At 68.5% G+C, this 18,819-nt stretch carries 21 protein-coding genes; 13 read left to right on the forward strand and 8 right to left on the reverse strand.

Annotated features, from left to right (window positions below; genetic code table 11):
- Position 1: 1 nt before the first annotated feature.
- Together AB0B82_RS25705 and AB0B82_RS25710 are read right to left on the reverse strand one after the other, a co-directional pair.
- Positions 2 to 1,387 (reverse strand): glycine--tRNA ligase, encoded by a 1,386-nt coding sequence (locus AB0B82_RS25705; RefSeq protein ID WP_360173492.1) that lies wholly within the window; start codon positions 1,385 to 1,387, stop codon positions 2 to 4.
- 93 nt (positions 1,388 to 1,480) lie between these two features.
- Complete coding sequence (locus AB0B82_RS25710) at positions 1,481 to 1,762, reverse strand: antibiotic biosynthesis monooxygenase family protein (protein ID WP_360173495.1); 282 nt, start codon at positions 1,760 to 1,762, stop codon at positions 1,481 to 1,483.
- 33 nt (positions 1,763 to 1,795) lie between these two features.
- On the opposite strand from AB0B82_RS25710, the gene AB0B82_RS25715 reads away from it, so the two are divergent.
- On the forward strand, positions 1,796 to 2,092 hold the full coding sequence (locus AB0B82_RS25715) for a DUF6703 family protein (RefSeq protein WP_360173498.1): 297 nt from the start codon (positions 1,796 to 1,798) through the stop codon (positions 2,090 to 2,092).
- Positions 2,093 to 2,123: 31 nt separating this feature from the next.
- Here the strand turns inward: AB0B82_RS25715 and eboE are convergent, their stop codons facing one another.
- Positions 2,124 to 3,272 (reverse strand): metabolite traffic protein EboE, encoded by a 1,149-nt coding sequence (eboE, locus tag AB0B82_RS25720; RefSeq protein ID WP_360173501.1) that lies wholly within the window; start codon positions 3,270 to 3,272, stop codon positions 2,124 to 2,126.
- A gap of 109 nt (positions 3,273 to 3,381) precedes the next feature.
- Complete coding sequence (locus tag AB0B82_RS25725) at positions 3,382 to 4,716, reverse strand: YibE/F family protein (protein WP_360173504.1); 1,335 nt, start codon at positions 4,714 to 4,716, stop codon at positions 3,382 to 3,384.
- A gap of 53 nt (positions 4,717 to 4,769) precedes the next feature.
- Between AB0B82_RS25725 and AB0B82_RS25730 the strand changes: the two genes are divergently transcribed.
- From AB0B82_RS25730 to AB0B82_RS25760, 7 genes are all read left to right on the forward strand, one after another.
- Entirely contained in the window at positions 4,770 to 5,717 is a 948-nt protein-coding gene (locus AB0B82_RS25730) for a metal ABC transporter substrate-binding protein (RefSeq protein WP_360173507.1), read from the forward strand.
- Positions 5,714 to 6,463 carry a metal ABC transporter ATP-binding protein gene (locus AB0B82_RS25735; protein WP_360173510.1) on the forward strand — a complete coding sequence of 250 codons (750 nt, stop codon included), beginning with the start codon at positions 5,714 to 5,716 and terminating at the stop codon, positions 6,461 to 6,463. The genes AB0B82_RS25730 and AB0B82_RS25735 overlap by 4 nt, the downstream gene beginning before the upstream one ends.
- Positions 6,463 to 7,467 (forward strand): metal ABC transporter permease, encoded by a 1,005-nt coding sequence (locus AB0B82_RS25740; protein ID WP_360173513.1) that lies wholly within the window; start codon positions 6,463 to 6,465, stop codon positions 7,465 to 7,467. The genes AB0B82_RS25735 and AB0B82_RS25740 overlap by 1 nt, the downstream gene beginning before the upstream one ends.
- Positions 7,468 to 7,553: 86 nt before the next feature.
- Entirely contained in the window at positions 7,554 to 7,946 is a 393-nt protein-coding gene (locus AB0B82_RS25745) for a Fur family transcriptional regulator (protein WP_360173516.1), read from the forward strand.
- Between the two features lie 62 nt (positions 7,947 to 8,008).
- Positions 8,009 to 8,491: a MerR family transcriptional regulator gene (locus AB0B82_RS25750; RefSeq protein WP_360173519.1), complete on the forward strand. Its 483-nt coding sequence runs from the start codon at positions 8,009 to 8,011 to the stop codon at positions 8,489 to 8,491.
- 96 nt (positions 8,492 to 8,587) lie between these two features.
- Positions 8,588 to 9,556: an aldo/keto reductase gene (locus AB0B82_RS25755; protein WP_360173522.1), complete on the forward strand. Its 969-nt coding sequence runs from the start codon at positions 8,588 to 8,590 to the stop codon at positions 9,554 to 9,556.
- Between the two features lie 108 nt (positions 9,557 to 9,664).
- Positions 9,665 to 10,159, forward strand: coding sequence for a GNAT family N-acetyltransferase (locus AB0B82_RS25760; RefSeq protein ID WP_360173525.1), 495 nt, complete (start codon positions 9,665 to 9,667; stop codon positions 10,157 to 10,159).
- Between the two features lie 19 nt (positions 10,160 to 10,178).
- On the opposite strand, the gene AB0B82_RS25765 is transcribed toward AB0B82_RS25760, so the two are convergent.
- The gene (locus AB0B82_RS25765) at positions 10,179 to 11,273 is read right to left on the reverse strand and encodes an S-(hydroxymethyl)mycothiol dehydrogenase (protein ID WP_360173528.1); all 1,095 of its coding nucleotides are present in this window, start codon (positions 11,271 to 11,273) and stop codon (positions 10,179 to 10,181) included.
- Between the two features lie 575 nt (positions 11,274 to 11,848).
- Between AB0B82_RS25765 and AB0B82_RS25770 the strand changes: the two genes are divergently transcribed.
- From AB0B82_RS25770 to AB0B82_RS25785, 4 genes are all read left to right on the forward strand, one after another.
- The gene (locus AB0B82_RS25770) at positions 11,849 to 12,727 is read left to right on the forward strand and encodes an ABC transporter ATP-binding protein (RefSeq protein ID WP_360173531.1); all 879 of its coding nucleotides are present in this window, start codon (positions 11,849 to 11,851) and stop codon (positions 12,725 to 12,727) included.
- Entirely contained in the window at positions 12,724 to 13,533 is an 810-nt protein-coding gene (locus AB0B82_RS25775) for an ABC transporter permease (protein ID WP_360173534.1), read from the forward strand. The genes AB0B82_RS25770 and AB0B82_RS25775 overlap by 4 nt, the downstream gene beginning before the upstream one ends.
- 98 nt (positions 13,534 to 13,631) lie before the next feature.
- Positions 13,632 to 14,855: a sensor histidine kinase gene (locus AB0B82_RS25780; RefSeq protein ID WP_360173537.1), complete on the forward strand. Its 1,224-nt coding sequence runs from the start codon at positions 13,632 to 13,634 to the stop codon at positions 14,853 to 14,855.
- The gene (locus AB0B82_RS25785; protein WP_360173540.1) at positions 14,852 to 15,493 is read left to right on the forward strand and encodes a response regulator transcription factor; all 642 of its coding nucleotides are present in this window, start codon (positions 14,852 to 14,854) and stop codon (positions 15,491 to 15,493) included. The genes AB0B82_RS25780 and AB0B82_RS25785 overlap by 4 nt, the downstream gene beginning before the upstream one ends.
- 65 nt (positions 15,494 to 15,558) lie before the next feature.
- On the opposite strand, the gene AB0B82_RS25790 is transcribed toward AB0B82_RS25785, so the two are convergent.
- The 3 genes from AB0B82_RS25790 to AB0B82_RS25800 form a co-directional block, all read right to left on the reverse strand.
- Positions 15,559 to 16,482: a hypothetical protein gene (locus AB0B82_RS25790; RefSeq protein ID WP_360173543.1), complete on the reverse strand. Its 924-nt coding sequence runs from the start codon at positions 16,480 to 16,482 to the stop codon at positions 15,559 to 15,561.
- Between the two features lie 76 nt (positions 16,483 to 16,558).
- On the reverse strand, positions 16,559 to 16,762 hold the full coding sequence (locus AB0B82_RS25795) for a hypothetical protein (protein WP_360173545.1): 204 nt from the start codon (positions 16,760 to 16,762) through the stop codon (positions 16,559 to 16,561).
- Between the two features lie 159 nt (positions 16,763 to 16,921).
- Entirely contained in the window at positions 16,922 to 17,698 is a 777-nt protein-coding gene (locus AB0B82_RS25800) for an isoprenyl transferase (RefSeq protein ID WP_360173551.1), read from the reverse strand.
- A gap of 510 nt (positions 17,699 to 18,208) precedes the next feature.
- Here AB0B82_RS25800 and AB0B82_RS25805 point away from each other — a divergent pair.
- Positions 18,209 to 18,601, forward strand: a complete 393-nt coding sequence (locus AB0B82_RS25805) for a hypothetical protein (protein WP_360173548.1) — start codon at positions 18,209 to 18,211, stop codon at positions 18,599 to 18,601.
- The last annotated feature ends 218 nt before the right edge of the window (positions 18,602 to 18,819 follow it).

An 18,819-nucleotide genomic window follows, 5' to 3' on the forward strand; every position in this document is an offset into this window, starting at 1 on the left:
GTCAGCAGCCCACCAGACGCTGCGCCAGGTACCCGGTGACCTCGGTCAGCGCGATCCGTTCCTGCTTCATCGAGTCGCGCTCGCGGATCGTGACGGCCTGGTCCTCAAGGGTGTCGAAGTCGACGGTGATGCAGTACGGCGTACCGATCTCGTCCTGGCGACGGTACCGGCGGCCGATCGCGCCGGCGTCGTCGAAGTCGACGTTCCAGTTCTGCCGCAGCTCACCGGCGAGATCGCGGGCCTTCGGCGACAGGTCGGCGTTGCGCGACAGCGGCAGGACGGCGGCCTTGACCGGCGCGAGCCGCGGGTCGAAGCGCAGCACGGTGCGCTTGTCGACGCCGCCCTTGGCGTTCGGGGCCTCGTCCTCGGTGTAGGCGTCGAGGAGGAACGCCAGCACGTTGCGGGTCAGGCCGGCCGCCGGCTCGATGACGTACGGCGTCCAGCGCTCGCCCTTCTCCTGGTCGAAGTACGACAGGTCGGCGCCGGAGTGCTTGGAGTGCGTGGTGAGGTCGAAGTCGGTGCGGTTCGCGATGCCCTCGAGCTCGTCGAACTCCTTGCCGCCGAAGTTGAACCGGTACTCGATGTCGACGGTGCGCTTGGAGTAATGGCTCAGCTTCTCCTTCGGGTGCTCGTAGAACCGCATGTTGTCCGGGTTCAGGCCGAGGCCGGTGTACCAGTCCCAGCGCGCCTTCAGCCAGTACTCGTGCCACTCCTCGTCCGAGCCGGGCGCGACGAAGAACTCCATCTCCATCTGCTCGAACTCGCGGGTCCGGAAGATGAAGTTGCCCGGGGTGATCTCGTTGCGGAAGCTCTTGCCGACCTGGGCGATGCCGAACGGCGGCTTCTTCCGGGCGGTGCCCATTACGTTCGCGAAGTTGATGAAGATGCCCTGCGCGGTCTCCGGCCGCAGGTAGTGCAGCCCTTCCTCGGACTCGACCGGGCCGAGATAGGTCTTCAGCAGGCCGTTGAACATCCGCGGCTCGGTGAAGGTGCCCCGGTTGCCGCAGTTCGGGCAGCTGATCTCGGCCAGCGTGACGGTCTCGGGGTCCTTGTTCTTCCGCCGGGCGAAGTCCTCGCGCAGGTGGTCGTCACGGAATCGCTTGTGGCAGGACTGGCACTCGGTCAGCGGGTCGACGAACTCGGCCAGGTGCCCGGAGGCCTCCCAGACCGGCGTCGGCAGGATCACCGAGGAGTCCAGGCCGACGATGTCGTCGCGGCCGGTGACCATCGTCCGCCACCACTGGGTGCGGATGTTGTTCTTCAGCTCGACGCCGAGCGGTCCGTAGTCCCAGGCCGACTTGGTACCGCCGTAGATCTCGCCGCACGGGTAGACGAAGCCCCTCCGCTTGCTGAGGCTGACGACGGCATCGACGGTTTCCACGGGCACGGTTCGACTCCACAACGAGGACAACGACAGGTACTGGTCACACTACGGAAGTCACCAGGCTAGCGGTCCCGGGCGCCCGGCATCGAATCCGCGTCAGACCGGCAGATCCTCGTACGCCGTCGGCTCGTCGATCGCCTGCGACAGCAGCGGCACCGCGGTCAGCTTCACGTCGTACGGCGACAGCGCCCGCCGGTAGCTGCCGATGTTCTCGAACTCCAGCGTCAGCGCGAGTAACTCGGGGTCGTCGACATTCCGCCCCACCCGCGCCGCGACGAAGCCTTTCTGCTGCTCCAGCACGTCCACCGCGGCCCGGACCCGCTCCCCGAACCCGGCCTGGTCGTCCTCGCCCACGCGGAACCTGATCACCACGAACACGCGGTTAACACTAGGGCCTGGAAGAATGGGGTCATGAGTACCCCCAGCAGTCCGTTGCGGCAGCGGATCACGAAGATCAGTTATCCGTACGTGGCGAAGCTGCACGCTGCGCCCAAGTTGACGTTGCCGGGGATCACTCTGGTGCTGGCCCTGGTCGGAGTCTTCGCTCCGGTCCCGGTCGGGGTGCCGGCGCTCGTCCTGCTCGCACTGTTGCTGGCCTGGCTGGCGTTCTTGTCGTGGCCGGTGGTGACGACCGGTCCGCGCTTCCTGCGGATCTTCTCGATCCTGGTGATTCTGCTGTTCGCGGCGTCCCGGATCGCAACCGGCTGATTCAGGCCGGCCGATCCGGCCGGGCTGGATATCAGGCCGCCTTCAGTCCGAGCGCGGTCAGCCGGTCGCGGAGCCAGGTCAGCTCTCGGGCTAGCCGTTTCGCCAACCCCTGCTGCGATCTGGGGACCCGTGGCCACACGTACACCTCGGACTCCAGGTGGTGTGTCAGCGGATGACCGCCGCCCACCAGCCTGGTCAGGCACTCGTCCAGTACGCCGGTTGTCGCGCTCAGCGGATCCGGTGGCGCCGCATGTGCCGCGAGGTGGGCATGCATGCGCCAGGCAGCGTGGCCTGACAGCTGGTGGCTTTGCGCCAAATCGTCGACGCCCGGTCCACCCCACTCACGCACCTGGCGCAGGTACTTCGGCGTACCGAGCTGACCGAGGACGTACCGACCGGGCCCGTCCGACGGGTTGACGAGGGTCGGCGCCACGGACAGCTGCGCCTTGACCACGTCGACTCCCGAACGCCACAGCAGCTCGAACGACTCGGCCGGATCCTCGTACTGCACGGCCAGATGGCACGTGTCGAGTCCCAGTCCGATCCGTGACGTACCGCCGTCCGGGCTCGAATAGCGGTCCAGCCAGGCGGCGGCCTGACCGATCATCTCGAGGACGCAGCCCGGCTCGGTCTCCATCGCGATCCGGATCGTCCGCCCGGTCCTGGTCTCGGTACGTTCGAGATGCTGCTCGACGCGGTCGATCGCCGCGCGCGCGGCCCGGTTGCGGTCCTTCGACCAAGGCACCCGCCAGCCGAGCGGCACGGTCGAGATCGAGCCGTACGGCGCATCGCTCGGGAGCAACTCGGCGAGCACGTCGATCAGGTCCAGCGTGTAGCGCAGGCGTTCGGGTTCGGTCCAGTCCGGGCAGTACAGCTTGCTGCCGACGACCTTCTCGGTGAACAGCGCGTGCGGCGTGCCGTTCAGCGTGACGACCTCGAGTTTGTTGCGGCGCAGGGCGCGCCGGAGCTTGCTGAGCGCGGCCGGCGAGTTCGCCAGCCGGTCGGCGAGCCGATGCGGGAACCACAGGCCGATACTCAGCACCGGTACGCCGAGGTGCGCGCGGACCTTGCCCGCACAGCCGTCGAGCGTCGCGACGAGTTCGTCCAGCTCCGCGGCCGGATGCACCGTCGCGCAGTATCCGAGCCGGACGATCGATCCGTCCCGATGACGGAACCTCATCAGCCCTCCTCACCCCGCGCGGGCACCGAAAGTAGTTGCTACCCAACTCTCAGTGACCTATCAGCAGAGTAGACAGTGGGAGGGTCAAGCGGAAGTGCTGATTTTCGGTTCAGCCCTGTCCTGGCTCCCGCGAGCGATCGGCGACCGCCATCGCCGCGAGGGCGGTGGTGAGCGGCACGGCGGCGATGATGCCGAGGCTGCCGACCAGGCCGCGGACCACCTCCATCGCCACCGGCTCGGTGGACAGGACCGCCGTCCCCGGGAGGTCCTGGATCGCGAAGACCAGCAACACCGGCAGCGCGGCACCGGCATAGGCGAGGACCAGCGTGTTGACCACCGACGCGACGTGCGTACGGCCGATCCGCAGACCGGCACTCATCAGCTCACGCCGACTGGCAGACGGGTTCGCGGCCGACAACTCCCAGACCGCGGCGGCCTGAGTGACCGTCACGTCGTCGAGAACACCGAGCGCGCCGATCACCATGCCGGCCACCAGCAGCCCGGTCAGGTCGATGCCGGGCACCAGCGCCTTGGCCCCGGAAGCCCCCTCGGACGCCAGACCGCTCAACTGGCAGAACTTGGTGAAGAACCAGCCCAGCACGACGGTCAGGCCGAGCGCGGCGACCGTCCCGGACAACGCGATCGAACTCTCGGCGTTGATGCCATGGGTCAGGAACAGCGCAATCGCCATGATCACGGCGCCGCCGACCACCGCGACCAGCAACGCGTTCTCGCCCTTCAAGATCGCGGGCAGGATGAACTGTGTCAGCATCACCGCGGTCACCCCGAGCGCGATCAGCGCCGCGAAACCTCGCCAACGCGACAGTGCGACCACCGCGATCGCGAAGATCCCCGCGAGCACCAGGAGCGGCTTCGTGCGATCGTGGTCGACGTACGAGTAGCGCTCGGCCGGCGTCGGCGCGTCCTGGACCCCGAGCATGATCGACTGCCCGACCTTGATCGGGATCGTCGTCTGATCCGACTTCGGGATCTGGATCGGGACCTCGGCACCCTGGTCCGGACCGGCGGTCAGGCGGACGGTGGCCTCGTCACACTGATCCTTCTCGTTCGGGCAGGCCGCGATCGCCGTGACCTCACCGCGCGCGGTGGCGGTCTGGTACGCCGCCACCTTCACGTCGCCGCCCGGCCACATCCCCACCATCAGCACCACGGCGGTGAGCAGCATCGGGACGAGGACGGCGGCAACCACGATCCGCACCCGGCGGGCGACGATCGCGTCGGAGTTCACCACCGAGGTGTCGACCAGGTGCTCCCCGTGACCATGCCCGTGACCATGCCCGTGACCATGCCCATGACCATGACCCTGCCCGAGCCCGCGCCTGGGACCGGCGGCGAGCCGCTCGGGGTCCGCGGGAATGCCGAGGGTCTTCCGGAGGTTGCCCTTACGGTCGGCACGTCGCCTCCCGACGTTGCGGCTGGCCATGCGATGAACTCCCTGTTTTGACAATCATCTCCAGTTAAATGAAAATGATTGTCATGAGATTCGGTCTTCGAGCAGCTGTCGCCGGCGCCACCGCCCTGGCCGCCCTCACCCTCGCCGGGTGCGGCGACTCCGCCAACTCCTCCGGTGGCGGCAAGCTCGACGTCGTCGCATCGTTCTACCCGCTCGAGTTCATCGCCCGCACAGTGGGGGGTGACGCGGTCGACGTGACCACGCTGACCGCTCCCGGCGTCGAGCCGCACGACCTCGAGCTGACACCGAAGCAGGTCGGCGCGATCGCGGAGGCGAAGCTGGTCCTGTTCGAGAAGAACGTGCAGCCCGCCGTCGACGAGGCCGTCGAGCAGAACGCGAAGGACGCCGGCTTCGACGTCGCCCCGGCCGCCCAGCTCGAGGACACCGGCGCCGACTTCGAGGAGCACGAGGACGGCGCCGAGGAGGCCGCGCACACCGAGGACGGCAAGGATCTCGACCCGCACTTCTGGCTCGACCCGGTGCGGTACGCCGCGGTCGTCAGGGCCGTCGAGGACCGGCTGGCGAGTATCGACAGCGCCAACGCCGCCGGGTACCACGAGCGCGCGAAGGGTCTGCTCGACCAACTCGGTGCGCTCGACACGGAGTACCGGACCGGTCTGGCGAACTGCAAGCTGACAACGTTCGTGACCAGCCATGAGGCGTTCGCCTACCTGGCGAAGCGATACGGTCTGACGATGGTCGGGATCGCCGGATTCACTCCGGACGCAGAGCCGGCCCCGGCCCGGATCAAGGAGGTCCAGGACATCGTGAAGGCTCAGCACGTGACGACCATCTTCTCCGAGGAGCTGGTCAGTCCGAAGGTGGCCAAGACGATCGCGCGCGACGTCGGCGTCCAGACCGCCGTACTGAGCCCCATCGAGGGCCTGTCGGACGCCAACTCGCAGGAGACCTACCTGACGCTGATGCGGAAGAACCTCCAGGAGCTACGGAAAGCGAACGGCTGCTCGTGACAGAAGAAACTGCCAAGGCCGTCCAAGTCACCGATCTCTCGGTCGACCTGGGCGGTCGTCTGGTGTTGCGGTGCATCGACCTGCGGATCCGCCAGGGCGAGGTGGTCGCCGTGCTCGGGACCAACGGCTCCGGCAAGTCGACGCTGATCAAGACCGTGGTGGGGTTGCTCCCCGCGGCCCGTGGTGAGGTCCGGCTGTTCGGGACGCCGGTGCCGAAGTTCCGCGACTGGCGCCGCGTCGGGTACGTGCCGCAGCGCATCACCGCGGCCGGCGGCGTACCGGCCACGGTGTACGAGGTGGTCTCGTCCGGGCTGCTGTCGAAGCGGCGGCTGTTCACGCCCCTCGGTGCCGCGGGCAAGCAGGCCATCGAGGAGGCGCTGGCGGTCGTCGACATGGCCGACCGCCGCAAGGACGCGGTGGCCGAGCTGTCCGGCGGCCAGCAGCAGCGGGTACTGATCGCGCGCGCACTCGTCTCCGGCCCGGAGTTACTGATCCTCGACGAGCCGACCGCCGGTGTGGACCTGGCCAGCCAGCAGATCTTCGCCGACGCGATCCGGGAGCGGGTCGCGCGCGGTACGACGGTGGTGATGGTCAGCCACGACCTCGGCCCGATGGACGAGCTGATCGACCGCTCGGTCGTGTTGCGCCGCGGCCGGATCGTGTACGACGGTCCGCCGCACGCCTCCCAGACGCACGCCCACGTCCACCACTCGCACACCGACGACGAACCAGGCTGGCTGTCCTGATGACACTCTTCGAGCTCGAGTTCATGCAGCGCGCGCTGATCGCCGGGCTGCTCACCGGCCTGTCGGCGCCGGCGATCGGGACGTACCTGGTGCAGCGGCGGCTGTCGTTGATGGGCGACGGCATCGGCCACATCGCGATCACCGGCGTGGCGCTCGGTCTGCTGACCGGCAGTGCGCCGGTACTGACCGCCATCATCGTCTCGATCGCCGGAGCGACCGCCATCGAGCTGGTCCGCGCCCGCGGCAAGGCCACTGGTGACGTGGCGCTCGCACTGCTCTTCTACGGCGGCATCGCGGGCGGCGTATTGCTCATCGGCCTCGCAGGCCAAGGCGCGGCCACGCTGAACACCTACCTGTTCGGTTCACTCACCACGGTCTCCCAGAGCGACCTGTACGTCGTGGTCGGCCTGGCCGTCGCCGTACTGGTTGTAGCGATCGGCCTGGGTCCCCAGCTGTTCGCCGTCTGCCAGGACGAGGAGTTCGCCCGTACGACGGGACTCCGGGTCCAGCTGCTCAACCTGGTGATCGCCGTGATGGCCGCGGTCACCGTGACGGTCGCAATGCGCACTGTCGGCCTGTTGCTGGTCAGTGCGCTCATGGTGGTCCCGGTGGCGACGGCGCAGCAGTTGACGCGGTCGTTCCGCAGTACGTTCGTCACCGCGTGCGTGATCGGTGTGGTCGCGTGCCTCGCCGGCATCATCACGTCGTACAACGCCGATGTGGCGCCGGGCGCAACGATCGTGGTCCTCGCACTGGCCGGGTTCGTGGTGGCCGCCGTGGTGGGGACGCTGCTGCGAAGGCGGTCCGGCCGGGCGCGACCGCTGGCGGACGAGGAGCCGGAGGTCGGCGTACCGGCGCCGGAGCCGCATGTGGTCAGCAGCGGGCATCCGCACGCGCACAACCCGGAGTGCGGCCACCAGAAGGTGGAGCACGGGGACCACGTCGACTACGTGCACGACGGGCACCTGCACGCGGCGCACGGCGATCACTGGGACGAGCATTGACCGGCACCGAGGGGTCGACACGACACGGCAAGAGGTTGCTGACTTCTGAGACAATTGAGGCGGTCGGCAACAGGACAGGAGGAACGGTGGCAATCGGAACACGCTCGACCCGTCAGCGCGCGGCGGTCGCGCACGCGCTCGACAAGATCGACGACTTCCGGACCGCCCAGGAGATCCACCAGGAGCTCCGGTCCGCCGGCGAAGCCGTCGGCCTGACCACCGTCTACCGCACCCTGCAGGCGCTCGCGGACTCCCGTGAGGTCGACGTACTGCGCACCGCCGACGGCGAAACGGCGTACCGGCGCTGCTCGAAGGGACACCACCACCATCTCGTCTGCCGCAGCTGCGGGCGCACCGTCGAAGTGGAGGGCCCGGCCGTCGAGCGGTGGGCCGACAAGGTCGCGGCCGAGCACGGGTACGCCGACATCAGCCACACGCTGGAGATCTTCGGCACCTGCCTGGCCTGCCAAGAGCAGTAGGTCTTACCTGTGACCCAGGTCACTTTGCCTTCGAGTGCGCTCGAAGGCATACCGTCGTGGACATGACCACCACCTCGCTGTCCACCGGAGCTGATCAGCGCGCCGCGATCGCCGCGTACGGGTCCGCGCTGGAGCCGGTGGATCCGGAGCTGCTCTCGCTGCTGGAGCTGCCCGACGACCTGCCCGACCGACTGTCGATCGCCGAGGCCGCCGAACTCACCGGTCTGACCGCGCACACCCTGCGGTACTACGAGCGGATCGGCCTGGTCGACGTGCACCGCGACGCCGCCGGGTACCGCAGCTACGACCGGCGCGCGATGGCGCGGATCGTGTTCATCAGCCGGCTGCGCGCCTCCGGGATGTCGATCAGCACGATCAGCCACTACCTGGAGCTCGTCCGGCAGGGCGACCAGACCGAGCCGCAGCGGCTCGCTCTGATGCAGCAGCACCGGGGCGGGATCCAGCGGCAGCTGCGGGAGCTGCAACTCGCGCTGGCTGTCACCGACTACAAGATCGGCGTGTACGGCGGCAGCGCGGCGCCGTAATCCGCCACCGCACCACCGCACCACCACTACCGCACCGCAACTCGGCGTTCACGCACGTCCGGTGGCGGAGCCATGTCTTCTTCGATGGGAGCTTCGATGAAACTGCTGGGTCAGCAAGGAGCCGAGGTCAGCGACCTCGGTCTGGGGTGTATGGGGATGAGCTTCGCCTACGGCGCGGCCGACGAGGGCGAGTCGGTCGCCACGCTGCACCGCGCGCTCGACCTCGGGGTCACGTTCCTCGACACCGCGGACATCTACGGATTCGGCGCCAACGAGGAGCTGATCGGCCGGACGATCGCGGGCCGTCGCGACGACGTCTTTCTGGCGACGAAGTTCGGTATCACCGGCGATCCGCTGCAACCCGAGACGCGTGGGTTCAACGGGTCGCCGGAGTACGTCCGCTCGGCGATCGACGCGTCGTTGCGTCGGCTCGGCGTCGACCACGTGGATCTGTACTACCAGCACCGGATGGACCCCGCCGTACCGGTTGAGGAGACGATCGGCGCGATGTCCGAGCTCGTTTCGGCGGGGAAGGTTCGGTACCTCGGGGTGTCCGAGGCGTCGGCGGAGACGATCCGGCGCGCACACTCGGTGCACCCGCTGACCGCCGTACAGTCCGAGTGGTCGCTGTTCAGCCGTGACATCGAGGAGTCGGTGCTGCCGGTCTGCCGTGAGCTCGGTATCGGGATCGTGCCGTACTCGCCGCTCGGGCGCGGCCTGCTCACCGGCGCGCTGCCCGCGGACCTCGCGGCGGACGACTATCGGCGTACGCTCCCCCGCTTCGCCGCCCCGAACCTGACCGCGAACCTTGCGCTGGTCGCGGAGATCCGGGCGGTGCGGTACGACGCGACGCCGGCGCAGGTCGCACTCGCGTGGCTCCTTGCGCAGGGCAACGATGTGGTGCCGATTCCGGGAACCAAGCGGCGCCGGTATCTCGAGGACAATGTCGCGGCGCTCGGGATCTCGTTGGCTGCGGACGACGTACGGGCGCTGGCGAAACTGACGCCGGTGGGTGATCGGTACGCCGATATGAGCTGGGTGGCTGGGGAAACCGCGGCCTTGTAGTGATAGAATCTGCCGCAGTAAGCCTTCCGTACCGGAATCTTCCGGCGGGAGGCTTTTCTGCGTTTTCGTTACTGCTCAGCTGCTCTGGTCTGCTGGTGAGGGAGAGGTATGTCTGATCTTGTGGTGCGCCGGGTCGAGGGTTCCGACCGTGCGGTGATGGAGCGGTTGTGGTTGATGTTTCGCCACGACCTGTCCGAGTTCCAGGGGCAGTTGCCGCAGCCCGACGGTAGTTATCGCAGTGAGTGGCTGGAGAACGTGCTGACCGGGCATCCGGAGTGGGCCGGGTATCTGGTGTCGCTGGGCGAGAACCCGGTCGGCTTCTGTTTCATGCGCGCGCTGCAGCAGCCGGTGCATGTGCTGAACGCGTTCTTCATGGTGCGGCCGGTACGACGCAGCGGGTACGGTCTCCGGGCCGTCCAGGAGGTGCTGTCGCACCACCCGGGGCCGTGCGAGGTCGCGTTCCAAGGCAACAACGAGAAGGCAGTCCGCTTCTGGCAACGCGTCGCTACCGAAATCGCCGGCGATGTCTGGACCCAGCAACCCCGCCCCATCGCCGGCAACCCCGACGCGACCCCCGACCTCTGGATCTCCTTCAAGGTCTGACGTCGCGCCGGGCCGGCGATCAGAAGACGACGACCGAGCGGAGGACGTCGCCGTGATGCATCTTGGCGAAGGCGTCCTCCACCTCGTCCAGCGCGATCGTCTCGGAGACGAAGCGGTCGAGCGGCAGCCGGCCTTGCAGGTGCAGATCGATCAGCATCGGGAAGTCGCGGCTCGGCAGACAGTCGCCGTACCAGCTCGACTTCAGCGAACCGCCGCGGCCGAAGAAGTCCAGCAGCGGCATCTCCAGCCGCATCTCCGGGGTCGGTACGCCGACGAGCACCACGGTGCCGGCCAGGTCGCGGGCGTAGAACGCCTGCTTCCAGGTTTCGGGCCGGCCGACCGCGTCGATCACCACGTCGGCGCCGAAGCCACCGGTCAGCTCCTGTACGGCCGCGACGACGCCGTCGTGGTCGAGTCCCTTGGCGTTGATCGTGTGCGTCGCACCGAGCTCCTGGGCGGTGGCGAGCTTGCGTTCGTCGAGGTCGATCGCGATCACCTTCGCCGCCCCGGCGAGACGTGCGCCGACGACCGACGCCGTACCGACACCGCCCGAACCGATCACCGCGACACTGTCTCCGCGGCCGACGTTGCCCGTGTTCAGCGCGGCGCCGAGGCCGGCCATCACGCCGCAACCGAGCAGCCCCGCGACCTCCGGCTTCGCAGCCGGGTCGACCTTCGTACACTGGCCGGCCGCGACCAGTGTCTTCTCCGCGAACGCGCCGATGCCGAGCGCAGGGCTCAGCTCGGTACCGTCCGCGAGCGTCATCTTCTGCTGCGCGTTGTGCGTGTTGAAGCAGTACCAGGGACGGCCGCGCAGACAGGCGCGGCAGCCGCCGCAGACGGCCCGCCAGTTCAGCACGACGAAGTCACCCGGCTGGACGTCGGTGACACCCGCGCCCACCGATTCCACGATGCCCGCGGCCTCGTGCCCGAGCAGGAACGGGAACTCGTCGTTGATGCCGCCGTCCCGGTAGTGCAGGTCGGTATGGCAGACGCCGCACGCCTGCACCTGCACGACCGCCTCCCCCGGACCAGGGTCCGGGATCGTGATCTCTTCGATCGACACCGGCGCACCCTTGGCCGCCGCCACCACACCACGCACCGTCTGAACCATGACCCGAACCTAATCGCCCCCGCCCCCACCCGCCAGCACCGGCGCGTCGCCCGCCCCGCCACCACCACCCGCCCATGCCCAGGCCCCGCCCGCCCCGCGCCACCCCCGCCCCACCGTCGACACCACCGCCCGCCCATGCCCAGGCCCCGCCTGCCCCACGCCACCACCTCCGCCCGCCGGCCACGCCGCCGCCTCGCCCGCGCCACCGCGCGGACGACTTCGCGCGCACGACTTTGTGCATGGGATCCGTACTTTTTCGCCGTGGAAGTACGGATCTCATGCACAAAGAACAAGGGCGGCGGCCCGCGCCATCGCCGCGCCCAGGCCCCGCCTGCCCCACGCCACCACCTCCGCCCGCCGGCCACGCCGCGCCCCACCAGCCGCCCCGCCGCGGACCCGGTCGCCCCGACGCGCGGACGACTTCGCGCGAACGACTTTGTGCATGGGATCCGTACTTTTTCGCCGTGGAAGTACGGATCTCATGCACAAAGAAGGGCGGTGTCCACCGGTTGGGGGACAAGGTGTCCGCCGGGCGGGTCTCCCCGCGGAGGGTGGTCCGGCGCGAGAGTTGAGGCATGGAGAAGGACAACGCAGTGCGGGTACGCGGCCTCGTCAAGCGGTATCCGGACAAGGTCGCGGTCGACGGTGTCGACCTGGACATTCACCGGGGCGAGGTGTTCGCCCTGCTCGGGCCGAACGGGGCCGGCAAAACGACGACCACGGAGATTCTGGAGGGGTATCGCCGGGCCGACGAGGGCGAGGTCAGCGTGCTGGGGGTCGATCCGGCGCACGGTGATCGGTACTGGCGGGCACGGCTCGGGATCGTCGCGCAGACGACGCGTGACGAGGCGGTACTGTCCGTCGCCGAGATCGTGTCGCACTTCGCCGGGTACTACCCGAATCCGCGCGACCCCGACGAGGTGATCGCCTCGGTCGGGCTGGTGGAGAAGCGCAAGACGCGGGTCCGCAACCTGTCCGGCGGGCAGCGACGCCGGCTGGATGTCGCGCTCGGCGTGATCGGCAACCCGGAGTTGCTGTTCCTGGACGAGCCGACGACCGGGTTCGACCCGGAGGCGCGCCGGCAGTTCTGGACGCTGATCGAGGACCTCCGCACGGACGGCACCACGATTCTGCTCACCACCCATTACCTCGACGAGGCCGAGCATCTGGCCGATCGGGTCGGTGTGATCGCGGACGGCCGGATGGTCGAGGTCGCGACGCCGGAGACCCTCGGCGGCCGCGGCGCCCGCACCGCGCGAGTGTCCTGGCTGAGCGCGGACGGGCCGCGCGAGATCCGTACCGATCGACCGACCGCCGAGGTGGCGCGGCTGCTGAGCGAGTTCGGCGGCGAGGTCCCCGAGCTGCAGGTACGGCGGCCGAGCCTCGAAGACATCTACCTCGAACTGATCGGGTCGGTGGAAACCGCTCCGGAACCGGAAGGAGTGCTGCAGTGAGCGCCGTACTGCCGTCGCCGTTGAAGGTCGGCCTGTCCCGCACCGGGATCGAGGTGAAGGAGTTCTTCCGCGAGCGCGAGCAGCTGATCTTCACGTTCTTCTTCCCGATCATCTTCCTGGCCATCTTCTCGGCCGTGTTCAGCGGCACCGAGTTCGGCGGCGGCGTCACCGCGGCGACATACTTCACGCCCGGGATGATTGCCTCCGGCATCTTCCTGACGAGTTTCCAGTCGCTGGCCATCGCGATCGCGATCGAGCGCGACCAGGACGTGCTGAAACGGCTCCGCGGTACGCCGATGTCGCCGCAGTCGTACTTCATCGGGAAGATCGGCATGGTGCTGGTCACCTCGGTGCTGCAGTTCACGCTGCTGCTGGTGATCGCGGGCCTGGTGCTCGGTGTGGACATCCCGACCGAGCCGACGAAGTGGTTGCACTTCCTGTGGATCTTCATCCTCGGTACGGCGTCCGGGTCGGTACTCGGCATCGCGTTCTCGGTCGTACCGAAGTCCGGCCGCGCGGCGTCGGCCGTGGTGACACCGGTTGTCCTGTTGCTGCAGTTCATCTCCGGTGTGTACTTCGTGTACAGCAGCCTGCCCTCGTGGATGCAGAACGTGGCCGAGGTGTTCCCGCTGAAGTGGCTCGCGCAAGGGATGCGGTCGGTGTTCCTGCCGGACGGGTTCGAGGTGAACGAACCGGGCGGGTCCTGGCAACTCGGGACCGGCGCGATCGTGCTCACCGTGTGGCTGCTCGTCGGTCTGTTCCTCGCCCAGCGGCTGTTCCGCTGGACCCGCCGGGACGCGGGCTGATGGATCGGCCTCCCGGCCTCCCTGAGCGGCGCGACGTCGTGCCGCCGGAGGGGCCGGTCTGGAGCGGGCCTCGTCTGTGGGTCCTCCTGTGGAGGAAGATGGAGTCCGTGGAGAACACGAACTGTGGCGCCGGTCGGCCGGTGTGGGCCCGCACGCTGGTCGGATGGCACATCGTGTTCTGGGCGCTGCTCGGGACCACGCTCGGCCTGTCGTTCCTCGGCGGGTTGAGTACGACCCGGCAGGCGGTCTTCGTAGGCGCAGCGGTGGTCCTCGGAGCGGCGTACCAGTTCGTCGGTCTGCCCGCGATCCGGTCGCGCCGGCTGATCCCGTCGTACCTGTATCGGCTGGTGATGATCGCGTCGCTGATGGTGATGATCGCGATCTATCCGCAGTCGGTGTTCCTGATGTTCATCGCGTCGGCGCAGATCTGGCTGCTCAGCGAGGACATTCGCGAGGGCATCGGGCTCAGCGTGCTGCTGGTGGTCGGCGTCGGTACGGCGCAGTTGTGGAACGCGGGATGGGGCTGGGACGCGTTCTGGGGAATCCTGCCGTGGATGCTGGTCAGTCTCGTGGTCAGCCTGCTGTTCGGGATCTGGATCGAGAAGGTGATCACCCAGAGCCAGCAGCGCGCCGAGCTGATCGAGCAACTCGAGGCCGCGCGGGACGAGCTCGCCGAGGCGCATCACAGCGCCGGCGTGATGGCTGAGCGGGAGCGGATGGCGCGGGAGATCCACGACACGCTCGCGCAAGGCATGACCAGCATCGTGATGCTGTCCCAGGCGGCGTCGGCCGAACTGTCGCGCGGCGGGACGTCGGGAGCGGCGGCCCGGCTCGCGGCGATCGAGGACACCGCGCGGGAGAATCTCGCCGAGGCGCGGGCGTTGGTTGCCGCATTCACCCCGGTTGCGTTGTCGGAGGCAACTTTGACCGAGGTACTGCGGCGGCAGGCGGAGCGGTTCGCGGCCGAGACGGGAGTCGACGTACGGGTGTCGCTGGACCTGCCGGACGACGAGGTCGCCGCGCTGCCGCAGGCGCAACAGGTGGTGCTGCTGCGGTCCGCGCAGGAGGCGCTGGCGAACGTCCGCAAGCACGCCGCCGCCACGCAGGTACTGATCACACTCGGCCTGTCGGACGACGGGGTGTGGATCGAGATCCGGGACGACGGGTCCGGGTTCACGCCGGGAGCGGAGTACGGCGGATTCGGGCTGAACGCGATGCGCGGACGGGTCGAGGAGTCCGGCGGCACGGTCGAGGTGGAGAGTACGCCGGGGCACGGTACCCGGGTCCAGGTCCTGATGCCGGCTGTACAGGAGGATGCGTGATTCAGGTTCTGGTGGTCGACGACCACCCCGTCGTACGGTCCGGGCTGAGCGGCATGCTCGCCGTGACCGACGACATCCGTGTGGTCGGCGAGGCCGGTGACGGTTCGGAGGCTCTGGCGCTGGTCGAGTCCACGCGGCCGGACGTCGTTCTGATGGATCTGCGGATGCCCCGGATGGACGGCGTCGCCGCGACCGAGGCGATCGTGTCCGGGTACCCGTCGACGCGGGTGCTGGTGCTGACGACTTACGACACCGACACGGAGATCCTGCGCGCGGTCGAGGCCGGCGCGGCCGGATACCTGCTCAAGGACACGCCGCACGCCGACCTGCTGAACGGGATCCGCGCGGCGGCGCGCGGCGAGACCGTCCTCGCGCCACCGGTTGCGGCGCGGCTGATGTCACGGCTCCGTACCCCGGCGCCGCCCGCCGCCGCGCAACCGTCACCGCGCGAACTCGAGGTGCTGGCGGCCGTTGCTCGTGGGCTCAGTAATGCCGAGATCGGGCGGGAGTTGTTCATCGGCGAGGCGACGGTGAAGACACATCTGCAGCGACTGTTCGCCAAGCTGGACGTGGACGACCGGACCCGCGCGGTCACCGTGGCGATCGAACGCGGGCTGCTGCCGTCGCCTCGGCGCTAAGCCTTTACCGCTCCTGGGTTGTGTCCGGTGCGTCTGGGTGGTCAGCGGTCCTCGGTGTCGCGCGATCAGCGCTCTTGGGTCGTCTCCGGGGCGCCGCGCATCAGGCGGAGGCGCGGGTCCTGGACGCCGTTGCCGCCGTTGCTGCCGGCTTGCTGATCCGCGGCGCGGTCGCCGGTCTGCTCGGTGTGTTGGGTCGGGTTGGTGCCAGCCCTTACCGCGTTCGCCAACTCGGCCATGCGGATCGCCTCGTCCACGCCGTACTGCGCGCTAGCGTGTACGTCGTACATCCGGGCGTCGATGCCCTCGCGTACGTCGGCGATGCCCGCGCGGGTTCCTTGCAGGTCCTGCCGGAGCGCGTTGCTGGTGTCGCGGACCGCGGCCGAGTGCCGGCCCTCACCGACCGCGTGCGTCTGCATCTCGAACTCCGACGCCGTCCGCCGCGCGCTGTCGAGCCGGTCGAACGCCACCTTCAGCCCGGCGTCCGCCCCCGTGGTCAGCCCGCGGAGGTGCTGCAGCCTGTCGCGCAGTCCCTCAGACGCCTCCGACCGGCCGTACTCCGGGAACTGCTCGAGCGCGTCGACGTCACGCAGCGCCTGGTCGAGGTACGCCGTACTGCGGCCGAGGTCGTCGTGGAACTCCGTCAACTCGCGCTGCGCGGCACCGATGCGCGACGCAAGATCCCCCGCGTCGGCCTGCGCGGAACCGAACGAGCGCCGTACCTGGGTGTCGGCGTCGCTCCAGCGCTCCATCGAGTAGCGGTCCTCGCTGCCCTGCGCCACCCGGCCCGTCTCGGCGGCCTCCTGCTCGGCCATCTCCACGCGCCGCGCGCCGACGTCCAGCGACTCGACGTCCTCCAGGCGGCGCACCAGAAGGCGGTCGAACTCCGGGCCGCTCAGGGAGTGCGCGACATTGTCCAGCGTCGCGCGGGCCCGGTTCATCGCCTGGGCGATCTGGTCGGTGAGGATCGCGATGTCGCGCTCGTTCGCCATCAGTGCTGGTCCTTCGCTCCGTCCGCGGCTTAGCCGGGGTCTGCTGACTGGTCTGGTTCTGCTGGTTGGCCTGGTTCTATTGGTTGGCCGGGCGCTGGTTGTCCGTGGTGTGCTGGTTGGCCGGGGTCGCGGCGCGAGCGCGGGCCTCGGCGGCCAGGCGGTCGTCCTCGGACAGTCCGGCGCGCAACTGCTCGGCCACCCTGCGAACCTGCTCGCGTGCGGCCTGTAGTTCGCGTTCCACGCTCTGCTGCGGGGTCTCGCCCGTCGGCTGGTCCGCCACCTGCATCTCCCGTTCATGTCGTTGACACTTGCAACGAGACTAGACGTTGCCGGGTCGACCTTCGGTTCCGTGTCCACCGGTCTTCCGGTTCGGATTTTGGTGAACCTTGGTCAGCTTTGCTGAGCGCCAGGTTGTGCGTGGCGGTCGGTTCCGGCGTGGTTACTGGTTGGGCACCGGGTTCGGCACCGCGCCGCCGTACCGTCGGTCCCGCTGCGCGTAGAGCTCGATCGCCCGCCACAGATCGCGGCGATCGAAGTCCGGCCACAGTGTGTCGAGGAACACCATTTCGGCGTACGCGAGCTGCCAAACGAGGAAGTTGCTCGTGCGCTGCTCCCCCGACGAGCGGACGAACAGGTCGACCTCGGGGATGTCCGGCGCATACAGGTGTTTGGCGACCGTTTGCTCGGTGATGCGATCCGGCCTGAGTTTGCCCTCGGCAACCTCCCGCGCGATCGACCGCATTGCGTCCGCGAGCTCCGCCCGCCCGCCGTAGTTCACGCAGAACTGCAGCGTGATCACGTCGTTGTCCTTGGTCCGCTCCTGCGCGTACTCCAGCTCGTCGATCACGCTCTTCCACAACCGCGGCCGCCGCCCGGACCACACCACCCGGACCCCCATCGCGTCCAGCTCGTCCCGCCGCCGGTGGATCACCTCACGGTTGAACCCCATCAGGAACCGCACTTCGTCGGGCGAGCGGCTCCAGTTCTCGGTCGAGAACGCGTACGCCGAGATGTACTTCACCCCGATCTCGATCCCGCCCTTGATGACGTCCAGCAACGACGCCTCGCCCGCCTTGTGCCCCTCGGTCCGCGGCAACCCCCGCTGCTTCGCCCACCGCCCGTTCCCGTCCATCACGATCGCCACATGCCGAGGCACCAGTTCCTTCGGCACCGCCGGCGGCCGAGCCCCGGACGGATGCGGCTCCGGCGGAACCACCACCTTCTCTCCCCGCCCCGACGACACACCCCGACCCCGACGACGCCCAATAGGAGACATACCCCGCAGTCTTCCACCCCCACATCCCCCGCCCGCCGCGAGCCCACCTTCACGCCGCCCCACCGCCACTTTGTGCACCAGATCCGTACTTTCCGCGCCAAGAAGTACGGATCTGGTGCACAAAGTGAGCCCGTCAGCAGCGCTCCCCCTGTGGATAGCCCGCCCCACCGACACTCTCCGTATGCCACCCTTTACACCAAGCGCACTCAGAACGGAGCCCCACTCATGCCCCGCCGCCCGGCCCTCACCACCGCAGCCGCCCTCAGCACCCTCTTCCTGCTGACCGCCTGCCAGAACCCCTCACCCGAGGCCGGCCAGCCGAATACGACTCCGATAGCCACGAGCACAGCGCCAACCGCCACACCCGCGGTCACATCCCCCGCAGCGCCCGCCTGGACCCCGAAGCAGCGAGCCGCAATCACAGCTGCCAAGGCGCGGTACGCAGTCGCGATGGCTGCGATCGATCGAACCTTCATGAACCCTGCCGGGCTCGACCGACCAACTCTGGAGAAGGCCGGCATCAGTGGCGAGTGGATCATCACGGTCGTTGACCAGGCCAGAACGCTGGAGCGCAACGGCTTGTACGTCACCGGAAGAGTCACCATCGCAACATTCGCCGTAACTTCCGTGAATCTGCAGCAAGAGCAACCGGAGGTCGTGCTCCTCAACTGCCTCGACTATTCGAAGCAGGTCATGAGATACAGGAGCAACGGGAAACCGGCACAATCCGCTCCTGGGACCGAAACCCGACGCCAAGTCGCGTCACATCTTCGTTTTGCTCCGAGCCCGGCCGGCAAGAAGATGTGGTTCTTCATCACCGACGAGGACAAAGGGCCATGCTGATGCTGAAGGTAGCGAGAGTCGGTTGGTTCTGTGTTGTCGGCTGTCTGCTGAGCACGATCATCTGCGTCGGAAACGCAGCGGGATTTCGACCGCCACCCGGCCCTCCGCCTGGTCCAGGTTACGGGCTCTTCACAGTTGAGGGTGTAGCGGCGAGCGGCGCGTCGGTCCCGGAGTAGGTGTCGAGGTCTCCCGAGGATGGAGGTTCCTACGCCGCCCAT

The organism is Kribbella sp. NPDC048915 (assembly GCF_040649595.1).
Classification (GTDB): Bacteria; Actinomycetota; Actinomycetes; order Propionibacteriales; family Kribbellaceae; genus Kribbella.

Bases quoted from the DNA above. Each gene is read 5' to 3' on its own strand.
- AB0B82_RS25765 (WP_360173528.1), bottom strand. From the start codon at position 11,273: ATGGTTCAGACGGTGCGTGGTGTGGTGGCGGCGGCCAAGGGTGCGCCG.
- AB0B82_RS25805 (WP_360173548.1), top strand. From the start codon at position 18,209: ATGGCTGCGATCGATCGAACCTTCATGAACCCTGCCGGGCTCGACCGA.
- AB0B82_RS25725 (WP_360173504.1), bottom strand. From the start codon at position 4,716: ATGGCCAGCCGCAACGTCGGGAGGCGACGTGCCGACCGTAAGGGCAAC.
- AB0B82_RS25750 (WP_360173519.1), top strand. From the start codon at position 8,009: ATGACCACCACCTCGCTGTCCACCGGAGCTGATCAGCGCGCCGCGATC.
- AB0B82_RS25770 (WP_360173531.1), top strand. From the start codon at position 11,849: ATGGAGAAGGACAACGCAGTGCGGGTACGCGGCCTCGTCAAGCGGTAT.
- AB0B82_RS25755 (WP_360173522.1), top strand. From the start codon at position 8,588: ATGAAACTGCTGGGTCAGCAAGGAGCCGAGGTCAGCGACCTCGGTCTG.
- AB0B82_RS25715 (WP_360173498.1), top strand. From the start codon at position 1,796: ATGAGTACCCCCAGCAGTCCGTTGCGGCAGCGGATCACGAAGATCAGT.
- eboE (WP_360173501.1), bottom strand. From the start codon at position 3,272: ATGAGGTTCCGTCATCGGGACGGATCGATCGTCCGGCTCGGATACTGC.
- AB0B82_RS25780 (WP_360173537.1), top strand. From the start codon at position 13,632: ATGGAGTCCGTGGAGAACACGAACTGTGGCGCCGGTCGGCCGGTGTGG.
- AB0B82_RS25730 (WP_360173507.1), top strand. From the start codon at position 4,770: ATGAGATTCGGTCTTCGAGCAGCTGTCGCCGGCGCCACCGCCCTGGCC.
- AB0B82_RS25740 (WP_360173513.1), top strand. From the start codon at position 6,463: ATGACACTCTTCGAGCTCGAGTTCATGCAGCGCGCGCTGATCGCCGGG.
- AB0B82_RS25790 (WP_360173543.1), bottom strand. From the start codon at position 16,482: ATGGCGAACGAGCGCGACATCGCGATCCTCACCGACCAGATCGCCCAG.
- AB0B82_RS25760 (WP_360173525.1), top strand. From the start codon at position 9,665: ATGTCTGATCTTGTGGTGCGCCGGGTCGAGGGTTCCGACCGTGCGGTG.